The organism is Microbacterium amylolyticum, assembly GCF_011046975.1.
GTDB lineage: Bacteria > Actinomycetota > Actinomycetes > Actinomycetales > Microbacteriaceae > Microbacterium > Microbacterium amylolyticum.
In genome coordinates this window covers 1,281,692-1,299,282 of sequence record NZ_CP049253.1, presented here as the reverse complement: position 1 = coordinate 1,299,282, position 17,591 = coordinate 1,281,692, and the positions used below count along the sequence as shown (strand labels likewise).

The window sequence follows — 17,591 nt, the reverse complement described above, 5'->3', positions numbered from 1 at the left end:
GCGCCACCTGCGCAGAAGGGACGAAACGGATGGCCACACCAGCGGAGATCGCCGCGATGCGTCGCGGGCTCGAACTCGCGACCCGTGGACCGGCCAGTCGCAACCCGCAGGTGGGCGCTGTCATCCTGTCCGCATCCGGAGACGTCATCGCCGAGGGATGGCATCGCGGGGCCGGAACCCCGCACGCCGAAGTCGATGCGCTCTCCCACCTCCCCGCCGATGCGGCGCGCGGTGCCACGGCGGTTGTCACGCTGGAACCCTGCAACCACACCGGCAGAACGGGGCCGTGCGCCGAGGCACTCGTGACAGCGGGCGTTGCCCGCGTCGTCTACGCCATCGACGATCCCGGCGACCGCGAGGCGGGCGGCGCTCGCCGCCTCCGCTCGGCGGGGATCGACGTTGAGGGCGGCGTGCTCGCGGACGAGGGCCACGCGCTCCTCGACCCGTGGCTCACCGTGCGACGGCTGGGGCGCCCACATGTCACCGTGAAATGGGCGCAGAGCCTCGACGGCCGGGCCGCCGCCGCCGACGGATCCAGCCAGTGGATCACGGGCGCGCAGGCGCGTCACGACGTGCACAGGCGACGCTCCGAGGCCGACGCGATCGTCGTCGGAACCGGAACGCTGATCGCTGACGACCCCGCGTTGACGGCGCGAAACGGTGACACCCTCTTCGCCCGGCAGCCCGTTCCCGTTGTCATCGGGACGCGGCCGCTGTCGCGTGACGCGAAGATCTGGCAGCACCCGCAGGAGCCCCTGCTGTTTGCAACGTACGATCTCGCCGCTGTTCTGGACGAGCTGGCTGATCGCGGATTGCATCGCGTGTTCATCGAAGGCGGACCGACGCTCGCCAGCGCGTTTCTTGCGCAGGGACTCGTCGACCGTCTGCTTGCCTATATCGCCCCCACTCTGATCGGCGGGCCGCGGCACGCCATCACCGATATCGGCGTCGCATCGATCGGTGCTCAAATGCGCCTGACGATCGACCAACTCCTTCCCCTCGGCGGCGACGTTCTCGTCGTCGCGACCCCTGAAAGCGCGGTGCACTGATGTTCACAGGACTCATCGAAGAGATCGGTCGCATTTCGGCGATCGAAGAGTCGGGCGATGGTATTCGCCTGACCATCAGCGCCCCGGCCGCGACGGTCGGTGCACACCACGGCGACTCGATCGCGATCAGCGGTGTGTGCCTGACGGTTGTCGACCAGACCGAGGGGGGCTTTACCGCCGATGTGATGAAGCAGACGCTCGACATGTCCACCCTGGGCGATCTCGCCGTCGGGGCGCACGTCAACGTGGAACGCGCTCTCGCAACAGGCGATCGCCTCGGCGGCCACATCGTCCAGGGCCACATCGACGGCACGGGTGTCATCGCCGAGGTGCGTCCGGGGGACGAGTGGCAGGTGGTGCGGGTGTCGATTCCGGCACATCTCGCTCCCCTCGTCGTCGACAAGGGGTCGGTCACGCTCGACGGCACCTCGCTGACGATCAGCGATGTCAGCCCCCCGGATGCCCCGGAGCAGTGGCTTGAGGTATCGCTGATCCCCGAAACCCTCCGCGCCACAACGCTGGGGGAACGCGTCCCCGGCGACCGCCTCAACATCGAAACCGACATCCTCGCGCGCCACGTCCAGCGGCTTGCGGCGTTCGCGACGATTGCAGAAGGATCCGCGCAATGACCTCTGACACCCTTCCTCCGCTGTCGACCATCGACGAGGCACTTGACGCGCTGCGCGCGGGCCGACCCATTCTCGTTGCCGATGACGAAAATCGCGAGAACGAGGGCGACGTCATTCTCTCGGCGCAACTGGCCACACCCGAGTGGATTGCCTGGACCGTTCGGTACACATCGGGCTATCTCTGCGCACCGATGCCACAGGAGTGGGCGGACCGCCTTGAGCTGGCGCCGATGGTGGCCAACAACGAGGACATGCGCGGAACGGCATACACGGTGTCCGTGGACGCCGCGCACGGCGTCACCACGGGAATCAGCGCGCACGATCGCGCGCGCACCCTCAACGTGCTCGCCGATCCCGAATCCACGGCGACCAGTGTCATCCGTCCGGGCCACATCCTTCCGCTGCGCGCTCGGGACGGCGGCGTTCGCGAGCGCGCCGGACATACAGAAGCGGGCGTTGATCTGATGCGGCTCGCTGGTCTGAGCCCTGTTGCCGTGATTGGCGAGGTGCTTGCGGAGGACGGCGACATGATGCGTCTTCCGGGCCTGCTCGAGATGGGGCAGCGCGACGGCATCCCCGTTGTCACCATCGAGCAGCTCGTCGCCTACTTAGGTGAGCGTGACCCGCAGGACGACTCCAGTCATGCGCTCCGCTCCGTGAGCCTCCGCGCCGACACGCGCATTCCCACCGCTCACGGAGATATGCGCTTCCTGGCATACCGCGACAGGGTCACGGGAACCGACCACCTGGCGATCGTGTCGGGTGGGCTGAACAGCGACGCCCCCATCGTCCGCGTGCACTCCGAGTGCCTCACGGGCGAGGCCTTCGGCTCGCTGAAGTGCGAGTGCGGGCCTCAGCTGGATGCAGCTCTCGCCACAATCGCCGAGCACGGCGGTGTGGTGATCTACATGCGGGGGCACGAGGGGCGGGGAATCGGCCTCATCAATAAGCTCCGCGCCTACGCGCTGCAGGAGCGCGGTTTCGACACGCTCGACGCCAATCTCGAGCTGGGGCTGCCGGCCGACGCTCGCGACTACGCCGCGGCGGCATCGATTCTGGCTGATCTCGGTATCAGTCAGATCCGGTTGCTCACGAACAACTCCGACAAAATTGCACAGCTGCGTAGCTTCGGTATCGACATCGTTGACCAGGTTCCGCTGATCGTCGGCGTCGGCCCGAACAACCACCAGTACCTAGAGACCAAGCGCGACCGCATGGGGCACATCATCGGAGAGTCTGAGCTTGAGACCGCCGTCGCAAAGATGAACGAGGGAGCATAAACATGGCAGGTTCCGGAGCACCGGTTCAGGATGCCGTCGATGCCACAGGCATGCGCGTTGTCATCATCGCGGGTACGTGGCACGACGAGATCTCGAACGGCCTGATCGCGGGCGCAGAGCGCTACCTGGAAGCAGCGAACGCCGACTATCGCCTCGTGCGGGTTCCGGGGTCGTTTGAGCTTCCCCTCGTTGCGAAGGCGGCGCTCGAGGGTGGCGCTGATGCGGTCGTGGCGCTCGGCGTGATCATTCGCGGCGGAACGCCTCACTTCGATTTCGTTTCCTCGGCCGCCACCGAGGGGCTGACGCGTGTGGCGCTCGACACCGGAAAGCCCGTGGGCTTCGGTGTGCTCACGCTGGACGACGAACAGCAGGGTATCGACCGCGCAGGGCTTCCCGGATCGAAAGAGGACAAGGGGAACGAGGCGGCCGACGCTGCTGTGCGCACGGCCCTTCTTCTTCGCACGCTGTAGGCGCTTTTCCTCGCCCGTCGCGGGGACGTTCCGCTCTCGGATGGTGCTGGCGGGACATTCGAGCGGAGATCGTGTGCGCTGCGGCGGAAATGCGCACAGCAGCGGATCAAAAGCTGGATGCGGGTCCGCTGGAGCGCACATCTCCGCGTGAAGGCTCGGTGATGTCCGCGGGAGCGCACGGCGCATGGCGCCGCTTGTGGCGGTCGCAATAGCCTGAGGGATGATGCGTAACTGGAGCGTTCCCCACCCACCGCACGCGTGCGATTTCGCGAGATGGAGCTGAGCGACCTCGACAACATGGCGAAGCTCGGGGCTGACGTGGCAGAAGGTCAACGGCCGGGATGTTCTCGAGGTGGGTTACCACGTGCGACGTGACGCCCAGGGTCGTGGATACGCCACGGAAGCGGCGCAGGCGTGCCTCGCCGAGGCCAGGCGTCGAGGGGTTTCCGACCCGTTTAGCGGCCATCATCCACCCCGAAAACAGCGCCACCGTGTACTGAGGGAACGACTCGAGCTCAGATACTCCAGGTCGCCTCGGTGCGCGGATCGGTGCTCAGGAGGCCGGCGAGCCAGCCGTCGAATCGCACGTGGCGGCCATCGAACTCGTGGCTGAGGGCGCTGCGCCGTGTGCCCTCCAGCTGGAAGCCCAGCTTCTGGGCCACACGAGCGGACGCTTCGTTGCCGACGACCGCGTGCCATTCGAGTCTGGACAGCCGCATAGGCCCGAACGCGAAGTCAACGGCCGCACGGGCGGCTTCGGTGACATAGCCGCTTCCGCGCGCAGACGGGGCGGCCCAAAAGCCGATCTCTGCTGAGCCGTCGCGAACGTCGTCCAGCCCGACCAGGCCAGCGAACTCACCGCCCGCGCGGAAGGCCCACGTGAAGGATGTGCCGTCGGCCCAGCCCTTTTCCGTCAGGGCGATGAACCCCGTCGCGTGATCGTGGCGGTAGGGGGAGGGAACTGTTGTGAACTTCTGGATCTCCGGATCCTGGCATGCCTCGTAGACGGCGTCGGCGTCGGCAGACGTCGGCGGGGTCAGAACGAGGCGGTCAGTTCGGAGCGTAACCGGCTCAGCCACGGCCGGGAGCTCGGAGCAGGCCAACACGCTCGTACACCTGCGCGAGCGTCTTCTCAGCCACCTCGGACGCCCGGGCGGCGTTGGCACCGAGCAGGCGGTCGAGCTCGGCGGGGTCTTCCAAAAGTTCGAGCGCACGTGCACGCACCGGCTCGAACTCAGCGACGATCACGTCACGCAGGCCCTTTTTGAAGTCTCCGTAGCCGCGGCCCGCGTACTCATCTTCGATCGCGCCGATCTGCCGTCCTGTGAGGGCCGCATAGATCGTGAGGAGGTTTGAGACCCCGGGCTTGTTTTCGCGGTCGTACCGAACGATGCCATCGCTGTCCGTGACGGCGCGCATGATCTTCTTCGCGGTCACGTTGATATCGTCCAGCAGATAGAGCACGCCGGCCTGCGACTCGGCAGACTTCGACATCTTGGATGTCGGCTCCTGCAGATCGTAGATACGTGCCGTGTCTTTCTGGATCACCGGGTCGGGGATCGTGAACGTCTGGCCGAACCGCGCATTGAAGCGCTCCGCGAGGTTGCGGGTGAGCTCAACGTGCTGCTTCTGGTCGTCTCCGACGGGAACAACCTTGGCCTGATAGAGCAGAATGTCGGCTGCCATCAGCACGGGGTACGTGAACAGCGCAACGCTGGCTTTGTCAGCACCGTAGCGCTGCGACTTGTCCTTGAACTGCGTCATCCGGCTGGCCTCGCCGAAACCTGTGACGGTGGACAAAATCCAGGCGAGCTCGGCATGCGCCGGAACCTGCGACTGCACATACAGCGTCGACTTCGCGGGCTCAATGCCGGCGGCGATGTACTGCGCAGCGGTGCGACGGGTCTTCTCCCGCAGCTCCTTCGGATCCTGCGGCACCGTGATGGCATGCAGGTCAACGACGGTGAAGAACGCATCGTAGGTGTCCTGCATCGTGCGCCACTGCATGAGCGCGCCAATGTAGTTGCCGATCTGGAGAGAATCGGCGGAGGGCTGCATGCCGGAGAAGAGTCGAGCCTTTGTCACCTTCTGATCCTACGCCCGTGATGCATGGGACTCGATCGCGATGATCCCTGATCCTGGATTCGTGCGGCTGATGTGCGCAACGGTGAACCCCGCCGTGGCGAGGCGTGTGGCATCGCCGATGTGGCTCGTGCGCACGGTTCCGGTCGCGAGAACGAGAGCATCCATCACCAGCGGGAGAACGGGTGCGTGCGAGCAGAAGATGGTCGCCTTCGTCTTGGCGACGCGCTGCCCGACGATCAGTTGCGGGTCGGTCAGCCCGTCCTGCCACCTGTCCTGGCTGAGGCTCTTGTGCCGGTGGATTTCGCGGCCGAGCGTCTTCGCCAGGGGCGTCATGGTCTGCACACACCGTGTCGCCGGTGAGGAGTGGATACCCTTGACACCGAAGGCGACAAGCGATCCGACGGCCCCCGCAGCCTGGGTCTCACCACGCTTGGTGAGCTTGCGATCGGCGTCGACTCCTCCGGCCTTCGAGGCCGACTCCGCATGCCCATGCCGCATCAGCACGATGGGGAAGGTGCCGAGGCCACCGGCGGCAACGACCTTTTCAAACTCGTCCAGGATGAGCCCGTCAACCGGGTAGCTGAGGCGCTCACGAGCCTCGGCCAGCGTCGCCCACTCGATGCCGGCGATCTCGCGCCCCGGCCGGAACGTCGACATGCGGACGGCGTCTTCTCTGGCCTCAACCGTCCAATAGTGCACCGTCTTGTCGCGGCCAGATGGCAGGCGGTATTGCACCGTGCCAAGTGACGGACCGAGGTTTCCCGCGATCCCCGTCTCTTCACGAATCTCTCGCACGGCCGTTTCGGCTAGCGACTCGGTGCCTTCGACCTTGCCCTTGGGGAACGAGAAATCGCGGTACTTCGTGCGGTGCACAAGAAGGACCCTGAGTTCTCCCGCGACAAAGCGCCACACCACCCCGCCCGCGGCGAACACGTGTCGCGCTGAGCGGGTCGTCTCATCCGGAAGGGACGATACGAGTGTTCCGGTCACGTGGTGGTCCTTGTGCGACGCGGGCTGCGGCGGCGCTGGATGAACTTCATCCTCTGGTCTTGCAGCTCAACCAGCGGTTTCCCGTCGGCGTCGACACGGTGCCGGGTCCAGGTGCCGTTCTCTCCGAGGTGCCACGTGGCCGTGCCATCGTCCATGGCCAGGTCGAGGTAGTCGGTCAGCTCTGTGATCTGCGCAGGACGCGTAATCTGCACAAGAGCCTCAACGCGACGGTCGAGGTTGCGGTGCATCATGTCTGCGCTGCCGATGAATACCTCAGGCGAACCGTCGTTTTCGAAGGCGAAGATTCGGGCATGCTCGAGGTAGCGGCCAAGCACACTACGAACACGGATGTTGTCGCTGACACCAGGAAGATCAACGCGGAGGCTGCAAATACCGCGAACCCACACATCGACCTTTGCGCCCGCCATGGACGCCCGGTAGAGCGCGTCGATGATCTGCTCGTCGACCATCGAGTTCACCTTGATGCGCACGCGTGCGGGCTTGCCCGCGAGGGCGTTCTGCCGCTCGCGCTCGATCAGGCGGAGCAGCCCCTTGCGCAGGTGCAGGGGAGCCGTCAGTAGCCGCGAGAACTTCTTCTCGATGGCATAGCCGGACAGCTCGTTGAACAGGCGCGTCACATCGCGGCCCACAACCGGGTCGCACGTGAAGAGGCCGAAGTCTTCGTAGATGCGGCTGGTCTTGGGGTTGTAGTTTCCCGTTCCGACGTGCGTGTAGTGCCGCAGGCGGCCGTTCTCTTCGCGGACAACCGACGCGATCTTGCAGTGCGTTTTCAGGCCGACGATGCCGTACACAACGTGCACGCCGGCCTTTTCGAGAATGCGCGCCCACTCGATGTTGTTGGCCTCGTCGAACCGGGCCTTAACTTCAACGAGTGCCAGTACTTGCTTACCCGCCTCAGCCGCCTTAATCAGCGACTTGACGATCGGGCTATCACCCGAGGTGCGGTACAGGGTTTGCTTAATGGCGAGAACGTGAGGATCGCTGGCTGCCTGCTCGAGGAATGCCTGAACGCTGGTGGCAAACGACTCATACGGGTGGTGCACGAGAACATCACCCTTGCGGATCGCCGCGAAAATGTCGGCGCGGGCGTGCTTCGAATCGCTGTCGGTGGGAGCGAAGGCCGCGGCCGTGACGGGAACGTGCTTGTTGTGCTTGAGGTCGGGACGGTCGAGCTCGCTCAGCTGGAACAGCGCGCGCTGGTCGAGGGGAGCGGGAAGGCGGTAGACCTCCTGCTCCGAGATGTCGAGCTCTTCGATCAGCAGGCCGAGGGTCAGGTCGTCCATGTCGTCCGTGATTTCCAGACGAATCGGCGGGCCGAACCGGCGGCGCAGCAACTCCTGTTCGAGAGCCTGGATCAGGTTCTCGGTCTCGTCCTCTTCGATCACCATGTCCTCGTTGCGCGTGAGACGGAACGCATGGTGGTCGAGAACCTCCATTCCCGGGAACAGCTCCGAGAGGTTCTGGGCGATGAGGGACTCCAGGGGCAGATAACGCACGCGATCGGTGTCGCGCTCCGGCACCCGCACGAGGCGGGGGAGCATGGGGGGCACCTTGATGCGTGCGAACTCTTCACGGCCCGTGCGGGAGTGGCGAACGCGAACGGCCAGGTTGAGCGAGAGCCCCGAGATATAGGGGAAGGGGTGTGCCGGGTCAACGGCCAACGGCATCAGCACGGGGAAGACGTAGTCGTGGAAGTACTCGTAGAGGCTCGCACGCTCGAAGTCGGTCAGTTCGGACCATTCGGCGATCGTGATGCCCTCTTCTTCGAGCGCCGGGCGCACGCCTTCCGCCCAGGCGCGCGCGTGGCGCTCCTGCAGCGTGTGTGCCTCGCGGCCGATCGCTTCCAGAACACGCTGAGCGGGCGTGCCGATGTTGGTCGGAACGGCCAGGCCCGTGACGATGCGGCGCTTGAGCCCTGCCACGCGCACCATGAAGAACTCATCGAGGTTGCTCGCGAAGATGGCGAGGAAGTTCGTGCGCTCGAGCAGCGGAACCGTTGGGTCCTCCGCGAGCTCAAGAACGCGCTGGTTGAACCGGAGCCAGCTCAGTTCGCGGTCGGTGTAGCGATGCTCGGGAAGTTCCGAACTCGCTTCCTCAAAGAGGTCGTCGAAATCGTCATCCTCGGCGTCACCGAGGCCCGTATCGACGATGGCAGTTTCACTCATGCGTTCATCCTCCCACTCCCGATTGACGACGAGGTGAACGAAAAAGACGTTCTTGCGTCATCTGTGTCTCGGCGGCTGGTTCGCGTTGGATCCCTCTAATCGGCTTGCGATGGTGATTTTGGTCGAGAACGGGGTGCCGGCACCTGATCGTCTTCGTACACGTTGAAGCGGTATCCGACATTGCGGACCGTGCCGATGAGCTGTTCGAGATCGCCGAGCTTGGCGCGCAGACGGCGCACGTGAACGTCCACCGTTCTGGTGCCACCGAAGTAGTCGTACCCCCACACTTCGCTGAGCAGCTGTTCTCGCGTGAAAACGCGGGACGGGTGCGTTGCGAAGAAGTGCAGAAGCTGGAATTCCTTGTAGGTGAGGTCGAGGGGCTTTCCATGCACCTTGGCCGAGTAGGAGGATTCGTCGATCGAGATACCCGATGTCTGAACGCGCGTCGACTGTGGTTCGGCATCCTGGCGGCCGATCAACAGGCGAACACGGGCATCGACTTCTGCGGGACCCGCGTCGACGAGGATGACATCGTCGATTCCCCAGTCGGCGGAGACGGCGGTGAGACCGCCCTCGGTCACGATGAGCATGAGCGGTGAGTCGAGTCCGGTGGTGCGGAGGATCTTGCACAGGGACTTTGCGCCGACGAGGTCGCCGCGCCCGTCGACGAAGATGACATCGGCGCTGGGCGCATTCACGAGCTGGGCGGGTTCCGCGGGGATCTGGCGCACGCGGTGGCTCAGGAGTTCGAGCGCCGGCAGGACCGGGTTGGCGCTGTGAGATGAGCTGAGAACGAGCAGTTGGGCCACGAGAACTTCCTTCCGGGCCAACCGGGGTTGGGCCCTTGCAGAATGCCCATAATAGGCGAACTCTGAAAGGGTGCTGTACGAAGGTCAGAGGCTACCCGAGTTTGCAGGGTGCCGTGAGGCACAATGGAACGGAGTTCACGCCCCGGAGGAGGCAGTATGGCTGACGCCACGCAACGGTCTCACTCTCGCGTTGGAGTGATGGGACGAATCGCGACCAGCCAGGGCCTGGTTCTGCCGTGGGGCGTGACCTTCGTGATCGGATTGCTCATCGCCCTGTTCGGGCCAGCATCCGAACGCTGGTCCTGGTACGCCGCTGCGGCCGGTATCTGCGTCATCGTGTCGTTCGTCGTTCAACTGATCATCGGCCGCGCGGATGGCTTCATTCTTCGTACCGCGACCGCGTCGCTGGGGAGCATCGTGCTGCTGGGGATGATTTCGCTTGTCGGAACGCTGTTTTCCGCCGTCGGCTCGGCGGGTTCCCTCTTTCCATAAGTCTCCGCCGGGACGGCTCGTGCCGTAGCATGGCGACATGCTCGAATTCCTCGCCAACGTGGACGTATTCGCCCTCGAGATGTTCTTCATCGGCCTGCTGGGTCTTGCTGGCCTCGCCATCGCCTTTGTCTCGGGCACCGTTCTCGTGAACCTCTTCCGCGGTCAGAAGTAGCCGTCACGCTCAGCTAGCAGCGCCCGCTCAGAGTCGAGCGATTCGGCGCTGTTCCCGCGTCGCGCGGATACGCTGGAGGGATCATGATCGAGATTCCCGCAGACATTCCCGCCGAGCTCGTCCCGCTGTCCTGGCTTGTTGGCGTCTGGGAGGGCACAGGCGTCATCGACTACACCGTCGGCGACACCCATTACTCGGGTGAGTTCACGCACCGCGTCAGCTTCAGTCATGACGGCGGATCCTTTTTGAACTACTCCGCCACCGGCGTGATGCGCGCGACGGCCTTCCAGGCCGAGCGTCCTCTCGTTTCCGAGACGGGATTCTGGCGGCTCGCGGTTCCTGCCGACGACACGACCCCTGGCCCCGGTCTTCTGCCGCCGTTGCGTGCGGCCACCGAGCGCACAGCTGAGGACGTCGAGCGGCTGCGCACAGCCGACGGCTCCTTTCCGATCGAGGTCGTTCTCTCGCATTCGGACGGTGTCCAAGAGCTTTACCTCGGTCAGGCGAAAGGACCGCGCATAGATCTGGCGACCGACGCCGTTGTTCGTACCGCGACGTCGCAGCCATATGTCGCGGCATCGCGCATGTACGGCCTCGTCGATGGCCATCTGCTGTGGGCGTGGGACATCGCCGCGCTTGGCCGCGAGCTGGGATCACATGCTTCCGCCCGCCTCGAGAAGGTCTCCTGATGCTTGATGTCTTCCGCGCCCGTTCCGGCGTTGTCTCCTCCGATGACGGCGTGATCCAGCACGCCGGTAATCCGGTTCTTGAACAGCGTCGGCTGATCGCGGGAACGGCCATTGCTCCGCGCGCCGACCGCACGGTGATCGAGGTATCGGGGCCAGATCGACGCACGTGGCTCGACTCGATCACCTCGCAGGCGCTCGGCGCACTGCAGCCGGGCGACAGCACAGAACTGCTTGTTCTTGATCCGCAGGGCCGAATCGAACACACGGCGGCCGTCCTCGAAGACGGTGAGTCGATCTGGCTCCTCGCCGACGCGGGCGATGCTCCCGGACTGGCGAAGTGGTTGACGATGATGCGCTTCCGCTCGCAGGTGGCCGTGGCCGTTCGCGACGATCTGGCGGTTGTCGGCGGCTTTCGCGGGGGCGAGGTATTCGACAGCCTGGTCGCCGCGTCGGTTCACACGGGCGACCTTCCTCTCGTCTGGACCGATCCGTGGCCGCAGGTTTCGGCAGGCGGCTGGCAGTACGCACAGGCAACGGATCACCCGGGCGCGGAGTATCTCTGGGCCGAGGCGATCGTTGACGCGGACGGCATTGTGGCGCTTGCGACAGCCGAGATCGCGGGCGCACTGGCCACCGAGGCGCTCCGCATCGCCGCCTGGCGTCCGCGCTGGGCACACGAGGTTGATGAGCGCGCGATTCCGCACGAGGCCGACTGGATCCGCACGGCCGTTCACCTCAACAAAGGGTGCTATCGCGGGCAGGAGACGGTGGCGAAGGTGCACAACCTCGGACACCCGCCGCGGCGCCTCGTCCTGCTGCACCTCGACGGCTCCGAGAACGTCTTCCCCGAGCGCGGTGACACCGTGTTCGATGGCGAAAAAGAGGCGGGCCAGATCACCTCGTCGGCCCGCCACCACGAGCTGGGGCCCATCGCGCTCGCGCTGGTCGGACGGCGCGTCGACGGTGATGCGACGCTGGAGGTGCTGCATGACGGCGTCCGCGTTGCGGCATCCCAGGAGATCATTGTTCCCGCGGATGCCGGATCTGTCGCCGATGTGCCGCGTTTGACGCGCCTCAGCCGCCGCAAGCAGGCGGCCCCTCCCGCGTGATCAGCATCCGCCGGTAACCTCGCACCGTGTCCGATACTGATCCGCTGACCGAGGTCTTGCCCACCCGTTGGCAAAGCCGGTACCGTCCGCGCGCCGGCATCGTCCGCCTCCGGGATTCCTGGGCGGCAATCGCACAGATCGTCATCGCCGCGGCCGGCGCGTACGGTATCGCCCACCTCCTCTTCGGGCACCAGACGCCCTTGCTGGCCGTCACCGTGACGATCTCGAGTCTCGGGCTTGCGCGAGATGCCCGCCCCTCGAAGGTTCTGCAGACGGTGGCGGGAATGCTCACCGGTATCGCGATCTCGGAGATCGCCCTGTTGTTCTTGCGGCCCGGATGGTGGCAACTCGCGGTTGTTCTCGCCGTGACGCTTGTGATCGCGCGATTCATGTCGCCATCACCGGGCTTCCCGATCGCGGCGGGGATTCAGACGGCGATCGCCTTCATGTTGCCGCTCGGCGAGTTCACCGGCATGCGGATTCTGGATGGCGCGGTCGGTGGAGTGATGGCGCTGCTCGTCACAGCGCTGCTCCCGAGGAATCCGATCAAGGCGATCCTCCGCGACGCCCATGTGGTCTTCGCCGACGTCGACCGAACGATGTCCCGCGTGTCACAGGGACTGCGCCGCGGTGATCGCCTGCGGGCCGAACGCGGGCTACAAAAAGCGAGAGAGCTCGAGGGATCGCTCGCGTCATGGGAGACGTCGTTGGAGTCCGGGCGGGCAATTTCGAGCATGTCGCCGTTTCTGCGGTCGCGTCGGCAGCAGCTGGCGCGGCTCGCGCGGATCATGTCGGCGATGGACCTCGTCACACGAAACCTGCGGCTCGTCGCGCGCCGCGCGCACTACGCCGTTGAGGATGGCCAACCTCGCCCCGTTCTGGCGAGGCTCATCGGTGATGTTCAGCGGTCGGTGGCCCTCGTCTCCGAGTGCCTGACGGATCCGAGCGCCGAGACCGCCGCGCAGGACGAGGTGCGCCGTATCGCTCGCACCCTCGACCCCGCTCTCTTACTGCCAGGGGCCGGACTCGGTGACCAGAATGTGGTCGTATCGCTTCGGCCGCTCGTCGTCGACCTGCTGGTCGCCGCGGGCGAACCCCGCGACGATGCCGCTCACGAACTCCCGCGGATCTAACTCTCGTTTCGTGGCTCGACGGCGGACCAGGGCAGCGTGAGTTCTCCCAACCGCCAGCGTGACTTGGTGCCCTGCACCGGCCACCCGGCATCCCGCAGGGCGGAAACGGTCGCGAGCCACCGCTGGATGGGGCCGAACGTCGCGTATCCGGCCGAGCGGTCCCAGGCGCCATCGAGGGCCGTGAGCAGCTCGTGGATCCTCTCGCCGTCAACGTTGCGGTGGATGAGGGCCTTCGGCAGGCGCTCGGCAACGATCGAGGGCCGTTTAACGTGTGCGAGGCTCAACGAGAGGCTGAACCGCAGCGGCTGCGCGTCTGCTGAAACGTCGATCCACGAGCTGACGCGGCCGATTTCGTCGCAGGTTCCCTCGATCAGAAGGCCATCGGGGGTCAGCTGCGCCGCCATCCGCCGCCATGCCCCGCGCACGTCGGACTCGTCGTACTGTCGGAGCACGTTGTAGGCCCTGATGATCGTTGCTGGCCGCGGGACGGGAACTTCGAAGCCTCCGCGGGCGAACGACACCGGAAGGTCGCTCGGAAAGGGTGTCAGACCTGCGCGCGCGGACGCGAGCTGGTCCTCCGCGACGGCCACACGATCGGGGTCGATCTCCAGGCCCAGCACACGAACGGTGGGGTTAGCGCTGCGCAACCGTGTCGCGAGTTCGAAGGCCGTCACACCGGACGCACCGAAGCCGAGGTCAACGACAAGGGGATCGTGTGCGCGCCGGAACGCCGGAAGATGTGCGATCCACCGGTCAACGCGCCTCAGGCGGTTCGTGCCTGTGGTTCCGCGCGTCGGTGATCCCTCGTGCCCAGCCATCCCTCCATCATCCCGTGAGGGAGCGGGGGAATCCGTGTGGGCGAGGAATTCACACGGCGTTTGATCAGAGGTACGGCGCCGGCGCCGAGGCCCGGTTTCGCACAGCGATACGATGGGAGTATGACGCACACCCTGATCCTGCTCCGCCATGGGCAGAGCGACTGGAACGAAAAGAACTTGTTCACCGGATGGGTCGACGTGCGGCTCACCGAGCAGGGCCGGCGCGAGGCCGCGCGCGGCGGCGAACTGATGAAGGAACAGGGCGTTCTGCCCGACGTTCTGCACACGTCGCTGCTGAGCCGCGCGATTCAGACCGCGAACTTGGCCCTTGAGACGGCCGACCGCCTGTGGGTCCCCGTGAAGCGCTCCTGGCGCCTCAACGAGCGCCACTACGGCGCTCTGCAGGGCAAGGACAAGGCTCAGACTCTGGAAGAGTACGGGCAGGAGAAGTTCATGGAGTGGCGTCGCTCGTTCGACGTGCCGCCGCCCGAGATCGACGCCGACGATGAGTTCGCCCAGACGAACGACCCCCGCTACGACGGGATGGACGGCGAGATGCCGGCGACAGAGTCGCTCAAGCTCGTCATCGACCGCATGCTGCCTTACTGGGAGAACGAGATCGTTCCCGATCTGAAGGCGGGCAAGACGGTTCTCGTCACGGCACACGGCAACTCGCTGCGCGCGCTGGTGAAGCACCTCGACGGCATCAGCGATGAGGACATCGCGGGTCTGAACATCCCCACGGGCATCCCTCTCGTCTACGAGCTCGACGACAACATGGTGCCCACGGGCCCCGGACGCTACCTCGACCCCGAGGCAGCAGCAGCGGGAGCCGCTGCCGTCGCCTCACAGGGCAAGAAGTAACGCCGGACACAAACAGAATCGGCCCCCGCCAGCTGGCGGGGGCCGATTCTGTTTGTGTCAGGAGGCGTTCTCGTCGACGATCTCGATGGTGGAAACGTCTTCTTCGCCCGACCAGTCGCCCGTTGCCAGGTAGACAACCTTTTTCGAAATGGCCACTGCGTGGTCAGCGAAACGTTCGTGGTACCGGCTCGCGAGGGTCGCATCGATCGCACCGGAAACTTCTCCGCCGAAGGAATCGCCGAGCACGCGCTCGTACACAGATGCGTGAAGTTCGTCGATCTCGTCGTCGGTGTCGCGAATCTGCGTGGAGTAGCGCAGGTCCTCGGTGCGCAGCAGCTCGACGAGAGCCTTCGCAACGAGAACGTCCAGCTCTCCCAAGCGCTTGAAGGTCTTCTTCAGGCCCTTGGGAATCGCCCGCTCGGGGTAGCGCTGGCGCACGAGAAGCGCGATGTGCTCGGCGAGATCGCCCATGCGCTCGAGTGATGCGCTGGCGCGCAGCACCGTGACGATGATGCGCAGGTCGCGCGCAACGGGCTGCTGCATCGCGAGGGTTTCTATCGCGATTTCGTCGGTGGTGAGCACCATCTGGTCGATGCGCTCGTCGCCCGCAATGACCTCTTCGGCGAGAGCGACGTCGCCCGTCGTGAAGGCGGTTGTGGCCTTCTCGATCGCCTCGGCCACGAGCTCTGCGACCTCGACGAGTCGGTTTTGAATATCTTCGAGCGTGTCGTGGAACACTTCGCGCATCGGAACGGCCTTTCGGGTTTCGGAATCTTGGGGCCAGTATGGCACCGTCGACCACGTTGCCGCATGGGAGCGGCGCGCCGGTCGATCGAAGGTGAACGCCAGGTGTCACCCTCGTGAATAATCCAGGGTGTCGCCTTGATATCGCGCGACGGTTGTCCTCGGACGTACAGCGGATGACTTTACTCTGTAGTCATGCCGCAAGAGCTCCTGGCCCTTCTCGTTGGGGTCGTCATCGGGGTCGCAGCAACGCTCACGATCTTCGCCGCACGCCGGGCAAAGGCCCGTGCGATCGACGAAGCGAGCCCTCAGCTGCCCGACGCCGTTCCGGCGATGCTGGACGTGCTCGATGACGCCGCCGTTGTCACGGATGCCTCGGGCAATGTCGTGGCCGCGTCCCCGACGGCCACCTGGCTGGGCGCCCTGCCGGGCGAGCGGCTGGAACAGGACGAACTCCGGGCGCTCATGAAGGTGGCTCGTCAGCATGGCGTGAGCGAGGCGCAGACGATGCGGATCCGGTCGGGGCGGCTCTCGCGTGAGCCGCGCCTGGTGATCGCCCGCGCCGCGCAGATCGGGCGCGACTATGTCCTGGTCTCGGTGCGGGACATCTCCGAACAAGAGCGCCTGCAGCAGATGCGCCAGGACTTTATTCAGAACACGAGCCACGAGCTGAAAACACCGGTGGGAGCGATTGCGCTTCTGGCCGAAGCGCTCGAGGTGGCGGCCGACGACCCCGATCAGGTGCGCCGGTTCTCCGAGCGCATGTCGGCGGAAGCCGATCGCCTCGGCCAGTTGACGGGCCGCATCATGAACCTCTCGCGCCTGCAGGCAGCGGACGAGCTCATCGATATTGGTCCCGTTGCCGTCGACGAGGTTGTGCAGGGCGCGATTGAGGCAAACGCCGTCACGGCCAAGGCAGCCCTCGTCGAGGTGCGTTCCGGCGGCGATAAAGGCCTGTACGTCCACGGCGATTCCCGCGTGCTGGTGGAAGCGGTGAGCAACCTCATCTCAAACGCCGTGGCCTATTCCCCCGAAGGATCGCATGTCGGCGTCGGTGTGCGATCGGCCGAAGGTGCCGTCGAAATCGCCGTGACTGATCAGGGAATCGGCATTGCTGATGGAGACCAACGCCGCGTCTTCGAACGATTCTTTCGGGCCGACCAGGCGCGATCGCGGCGCACCGGCGGCACGGGCCTGGGGCTGTCGATCGTCAAACACGCGATCCAGCGCCACGGTGGCGAAGTGCGCCTCTGGTCGCGCGAGGGCCAGGGCTCGACGTTCACCATCAGACTTCCGCAGAAGAACGCGCCAGATGGTGCGACATTCGGCGGCAAACGACCTAAAAAGGGCGCCATCAAAAAGGCGCTACGGAAGGAAACGACCGCATGACGCGTGTTTTGCTCGTGGAGGACGAACCCGACCTCGCGGAACCCCTGGCGTACCTCCTTCAGCGCGAGGGGTACGAGATCGAGATCGCCGACGACGGCGAGAAGGCCCTGCGGATGTTCCGCGAACAGGGCGCAGATGTGATCCTGCTGGACTTGATGCTGCCCGGCATTCCCGGAACCGAGGTGTGCCGACAGGTGCGCGCGAGCTCATCGGTGCCGATCGTGATGCTCACGGCGAAAGACAGCGAAGTGGATATCGTCGTCGGACTGGAGCTCGGCGCGGATGACTATGTCACCAAGCCCTACTCGTCGCGAGAGCTGTTGGCGCGGATGCGTGCGGTGATGCGCCGCTCCGCGGCCGCGGAGGAAGACCTTGAGGAGCACATTCTCGAGGGGGGCCGTGTCACGCTCGACATCGACAGGCACACGGTGTCCGTCGGCGGCGAGCAGATCAACATGCCGTTGAAGGAATTTGAGCTGCTTGAACTTCTGATGCGCAACACGGGCCGTGTCCTTACCCGTGGACAGCTCATCGACCGCGTGTGGGGATCCGATTACTTCGGCGATACCAAAACCCTCGATGTGCACATCAAGCGCATCCGGTCGCGCATCGAAGAGACACCGTCCAAGCCGGTCATGCTCGTGACCGTGCGCGGCCTCGGATACCGCTTCGAGGGATAGCGT

20 protein-coding genes are annotated in these 17,591 nt (G+C 65.3%); 13 read left to right on the top strand and 7 right to left on the bottom strand.

The window, feature by feature from the left end; translation table 11 throughout:
* Positions 1–29: 29 nt before the first annotated feature.
* The 5 genes from ribD to G6N81_RS12565 all read left to right on the top strand — a co-directional run bounded on the left by ribD (position 30) and on the right by G6N81_RS12565 (position 4,041).
* Positions 30–1,049, top strand: a complete 1,020-nt coding sequence (ribD, locus tag G6N81_RS06350) for a bifunctional diaminohydroxyphosphoribosylaminopyrimidine deaminase/5-amino-6-(5-phosphoribosylamino)uracil reductase RibD (protein WP_165134608.1) — start codon at positions 30–32, stop codon at positions 1,047–1,049.
* Positions 1,049–1,678, top strand: coding sequence for a riboflavin synthase (locus G6N81_RS06345; RefSeq protein ID WP_165134605.1), 630 nt, complete (start codon positions 1,049–1,051; stop codon positions 1,676–1,678). Before ribD ends, G6N81_RS06345 begins: the two co-directional genes overlap by 1 nt.
* The gene (gene ribA, locus G6N81_RS06340; RefSeq protein ID WP_165134601.1) at positions 1,675–2,958 is read left to right on the top strand and encodes a GTP cyclohydrolase II; all 1,284 of its coding nucleotides are present in this window, start codon (positions 1,675–1,677) and stop codon (positions 2,956–2,958) included. Before G6N81_RS06345 ends, ribA begins: the two co-directional genes overlap by 4 nt.
* 2 nt (positions 2,959–2,960) lie before the next feature.
* A complete protein-coding gene (ribH, locus tag G6N81_RS06335) occupies positions 2,961–3,428 on the top strand; it encodes a 6,7-dimethyl-8-ribityllumazine synthase (RefSeq protein ID WP_165134598.1) in 468 nt (155 codons plus the stop codon).
* A gap of 352 nt (positions 3,429–3,780) precedes the next feature.
* Positions 3,781–4,041: a GNAT family N-acetyltransferase gene (locus G6N81_RS12565; RefSeq protein ID WP_338143989.1), complete on the top strand. Its 261-nt coding sequence runs from the start codon at positions 3,781–3,783 to the stop codon at positions 4,039–4,041.
* On the opposite strand, the gene G6N81_RS06325 is transcribed toward G6N81_RS12565, so the two are convergent.
* From G6N81_RS06325 to G6N81_RS06305, 5 genes are all read right to left on the bottom strand, one after another.
* Complete coding sequence (locus G6N81_RS06325; RefSeq protein ID WP_165134595.1) at positions 3,944–4,507, bottom strand: GNAT family N-acetyltransferase; 564 nt, start codon at positions 4,505–4,507, stop codon at positions 3,944–3,946. The genes G6N81_RS12565 and G6N81_RS06325 overlap by 98 nt on opposite strands.
* Entirely contained in the window at positions 4,500–5,486 is a 987-nt protein-coding gene (trpS, locus tag G6N81_RS06320) for a tryptophan--tRNA ligase (protein ID WP_241245125.1), read from the bottom strand. Before trpS ends, G6N81_RS06325 begins: the two co-directional genes overlap by 8 nt.
* Positions 5,487–5,522: 36 nt before the next feature.
* Positions 5,523–6,503: an NUDIX hydrolase gene (locus tag G6N81_RS06315; protein WP_165134589.1), complete on the bottom strand. Its 981-nt coding sequence runs from the start codon at positions 6,501–6,503 to the stop codon at positions 5,523–5,525.
* Positions 6,500–8,689: an RNA degradosome polyphosphate kinase gene (locus G6N81_RS06310; protein ID WP_165134586.1), complete on the bottom strand. Its 2,190-nt coding sequence runs from the start codon at positions 8,687–8,689 to the stop codon at positions 6,500–6,502. Before G6N81_RS06310 ends, G6N81_RS06315 begins: the two co-directional genes overlap by 4 nt.
* Before the next feature lie 95 nt (positions 8,690–8,784).
* A complete protein-coding gene (locus tag G6N81_RS06305; RefSeq protein ID WP_165134583.1) occupies positions 8,785–9,498 on the bottom strand; it encodes a response regulator transcription factor in 714 nt (237 codons plus the stop codon).
* 156 nt (positions 9,499–9,654) lie between these two features.
* Here G6N81_RS06305 and G6N81_RS06300 point away from each other — a divergent pair, with 156 nt between their 5' ends.
* From G6N81_RS06300 to G6N81_RS06285, 5 genes are all read left to right on the top strand, one after another.
* Positions 9,655–9,990 (top strand): hypothetical protein, encoded by a 336-nt coding sequence (locus G6N81_RS06300; RefSeq protein ID WP_165134580.1) that lies wholly within the window; start codon positions 9,655–9,657, stop codon positions 9,988–9,990.
* A gap of 37 nt (positions 9,991–10,027) precedes the next feature.
* Positions 10,028–10,162: a hypothetical protein gene (locus G6N81_RS12825; protein WP_277602637.1), complete on the top strand. Its 135-nt coding sequence runs from the start codon at positions 10,028–10,030 to the stop codon at positions 10,160–10,162.
* An 83-nt stretch (positions 10,163–10,245) separates the two neighbouring features.
* Positions 10,246–10,851, top strand: a complete 606-nt coding sequence (locus G6N81_RS06295) for a nitrobindin family protein (protein ID WP_165134577.1) — start codon at positions 10,246–10,248, stop codon at positions 10,849–10,851.
* Positions 10,851–11,960, top strand: a complete 1,110-nt coding sequence (gene ygfZ, locus G6N81_RS06290; protein WP_165134574.1) for a CAF17-like 4Fe-4S cluster assembly/insertion protein YgfZ — start codon at positions 10,851–10,853, stop codon at positions 11,958–11,960. Before G6N81_RS06295 ends, ygfZ begins: the two co-directional genes overlap by 1 nt.
* Before the next feature lie 26 nt (positions 11,961–11,986).
* A complete protein-coding gene (locus G6N81_RS06285; RefSeq protein ID WP_206527849.1) occupies positions 11,987–13,093 on the top strand; it encodes an FUSC family protein in 1,107 nt (368 codons plus the stop codon).
* On the opposite strand, the gene G6N81_RS06280 is transcribed toward G6N81_RS06285, so the two are convergent.
* Complete coding sequence (locus G6N81_RS06280) at positions 13,090–13,911, bottom strand: class I SAM-dependent methyltransferase (protein WP_165134571.1); 822 nt, start codon at positions 13,909–13,911, stop codon at positions 13,090–13,092. The genes G6N81_RS06285 and G6N81_RS06280 overlap by 4 nt on opposite strands.
* Before the next feature lie 120 nt (positions 13,912–14,031).
* Between G6N81_RS06280 and G6N81_RS06275 the strand changes: the two genes are divergently transcribed.
* On the top strand, positions 14,032–14,775 hold the full coding sequence (locus G6N81_RS06275) for a phosphoglyceromutase (protein ID WP_165134568.1): 744 nt from the start codon (positions 14,032–14,034) through the stop codon (positions 14,773–14,775).
* A 57-nt stretch (positions 14,776–14,832) separates the two neighbouring features.
* On the opposite strand, the gene phoU is transcribed toward G6N81_RS06275, so the two are convergent.
* On the bottom strand, positions 14,833–15,522 hold the full coding sequence (gene phoU, locus G6N81_RS06270; protein WP_165134565.1) for a phosphate signaling complex protein PhoU: 690 nt from the start codon (positions 15,520–15,522) through the stop codon (positions 14,833–14,835).
* 192 nt (positions 15,523–15,714) lie between these two features.
* On the opposite strand from phoU, the gene G6N81_RS06265 reads away from it, so the two are divergent.
* Positions 15,715–16,908, top strand: coding sequence for a sensor histidine kinase (locus G6N81_RS06265; RefSeq protein WP_165134562.1), 1,194 nt, complete (start codon positions 15,715–15,717; stop codon positions 16,906–16,908).
* Positions 16,905–17,588 (top strand): response regulator transcription factor, encoded by a 684-nt coding sequence (locus G6N81_RS06260; protein ID WP_165134559.1) that lies wholly within the window; start codon positions 16,905–16,907, stop codon positions 17,586–17,588. Before G6N81_RS06265 ends, G6N81_RS06260 begins: the two co-directional genes overlap by 4 nt.
* The last annotated feature ends 3 nt before the right edge of the window (positions 17,589–17,591 follow it).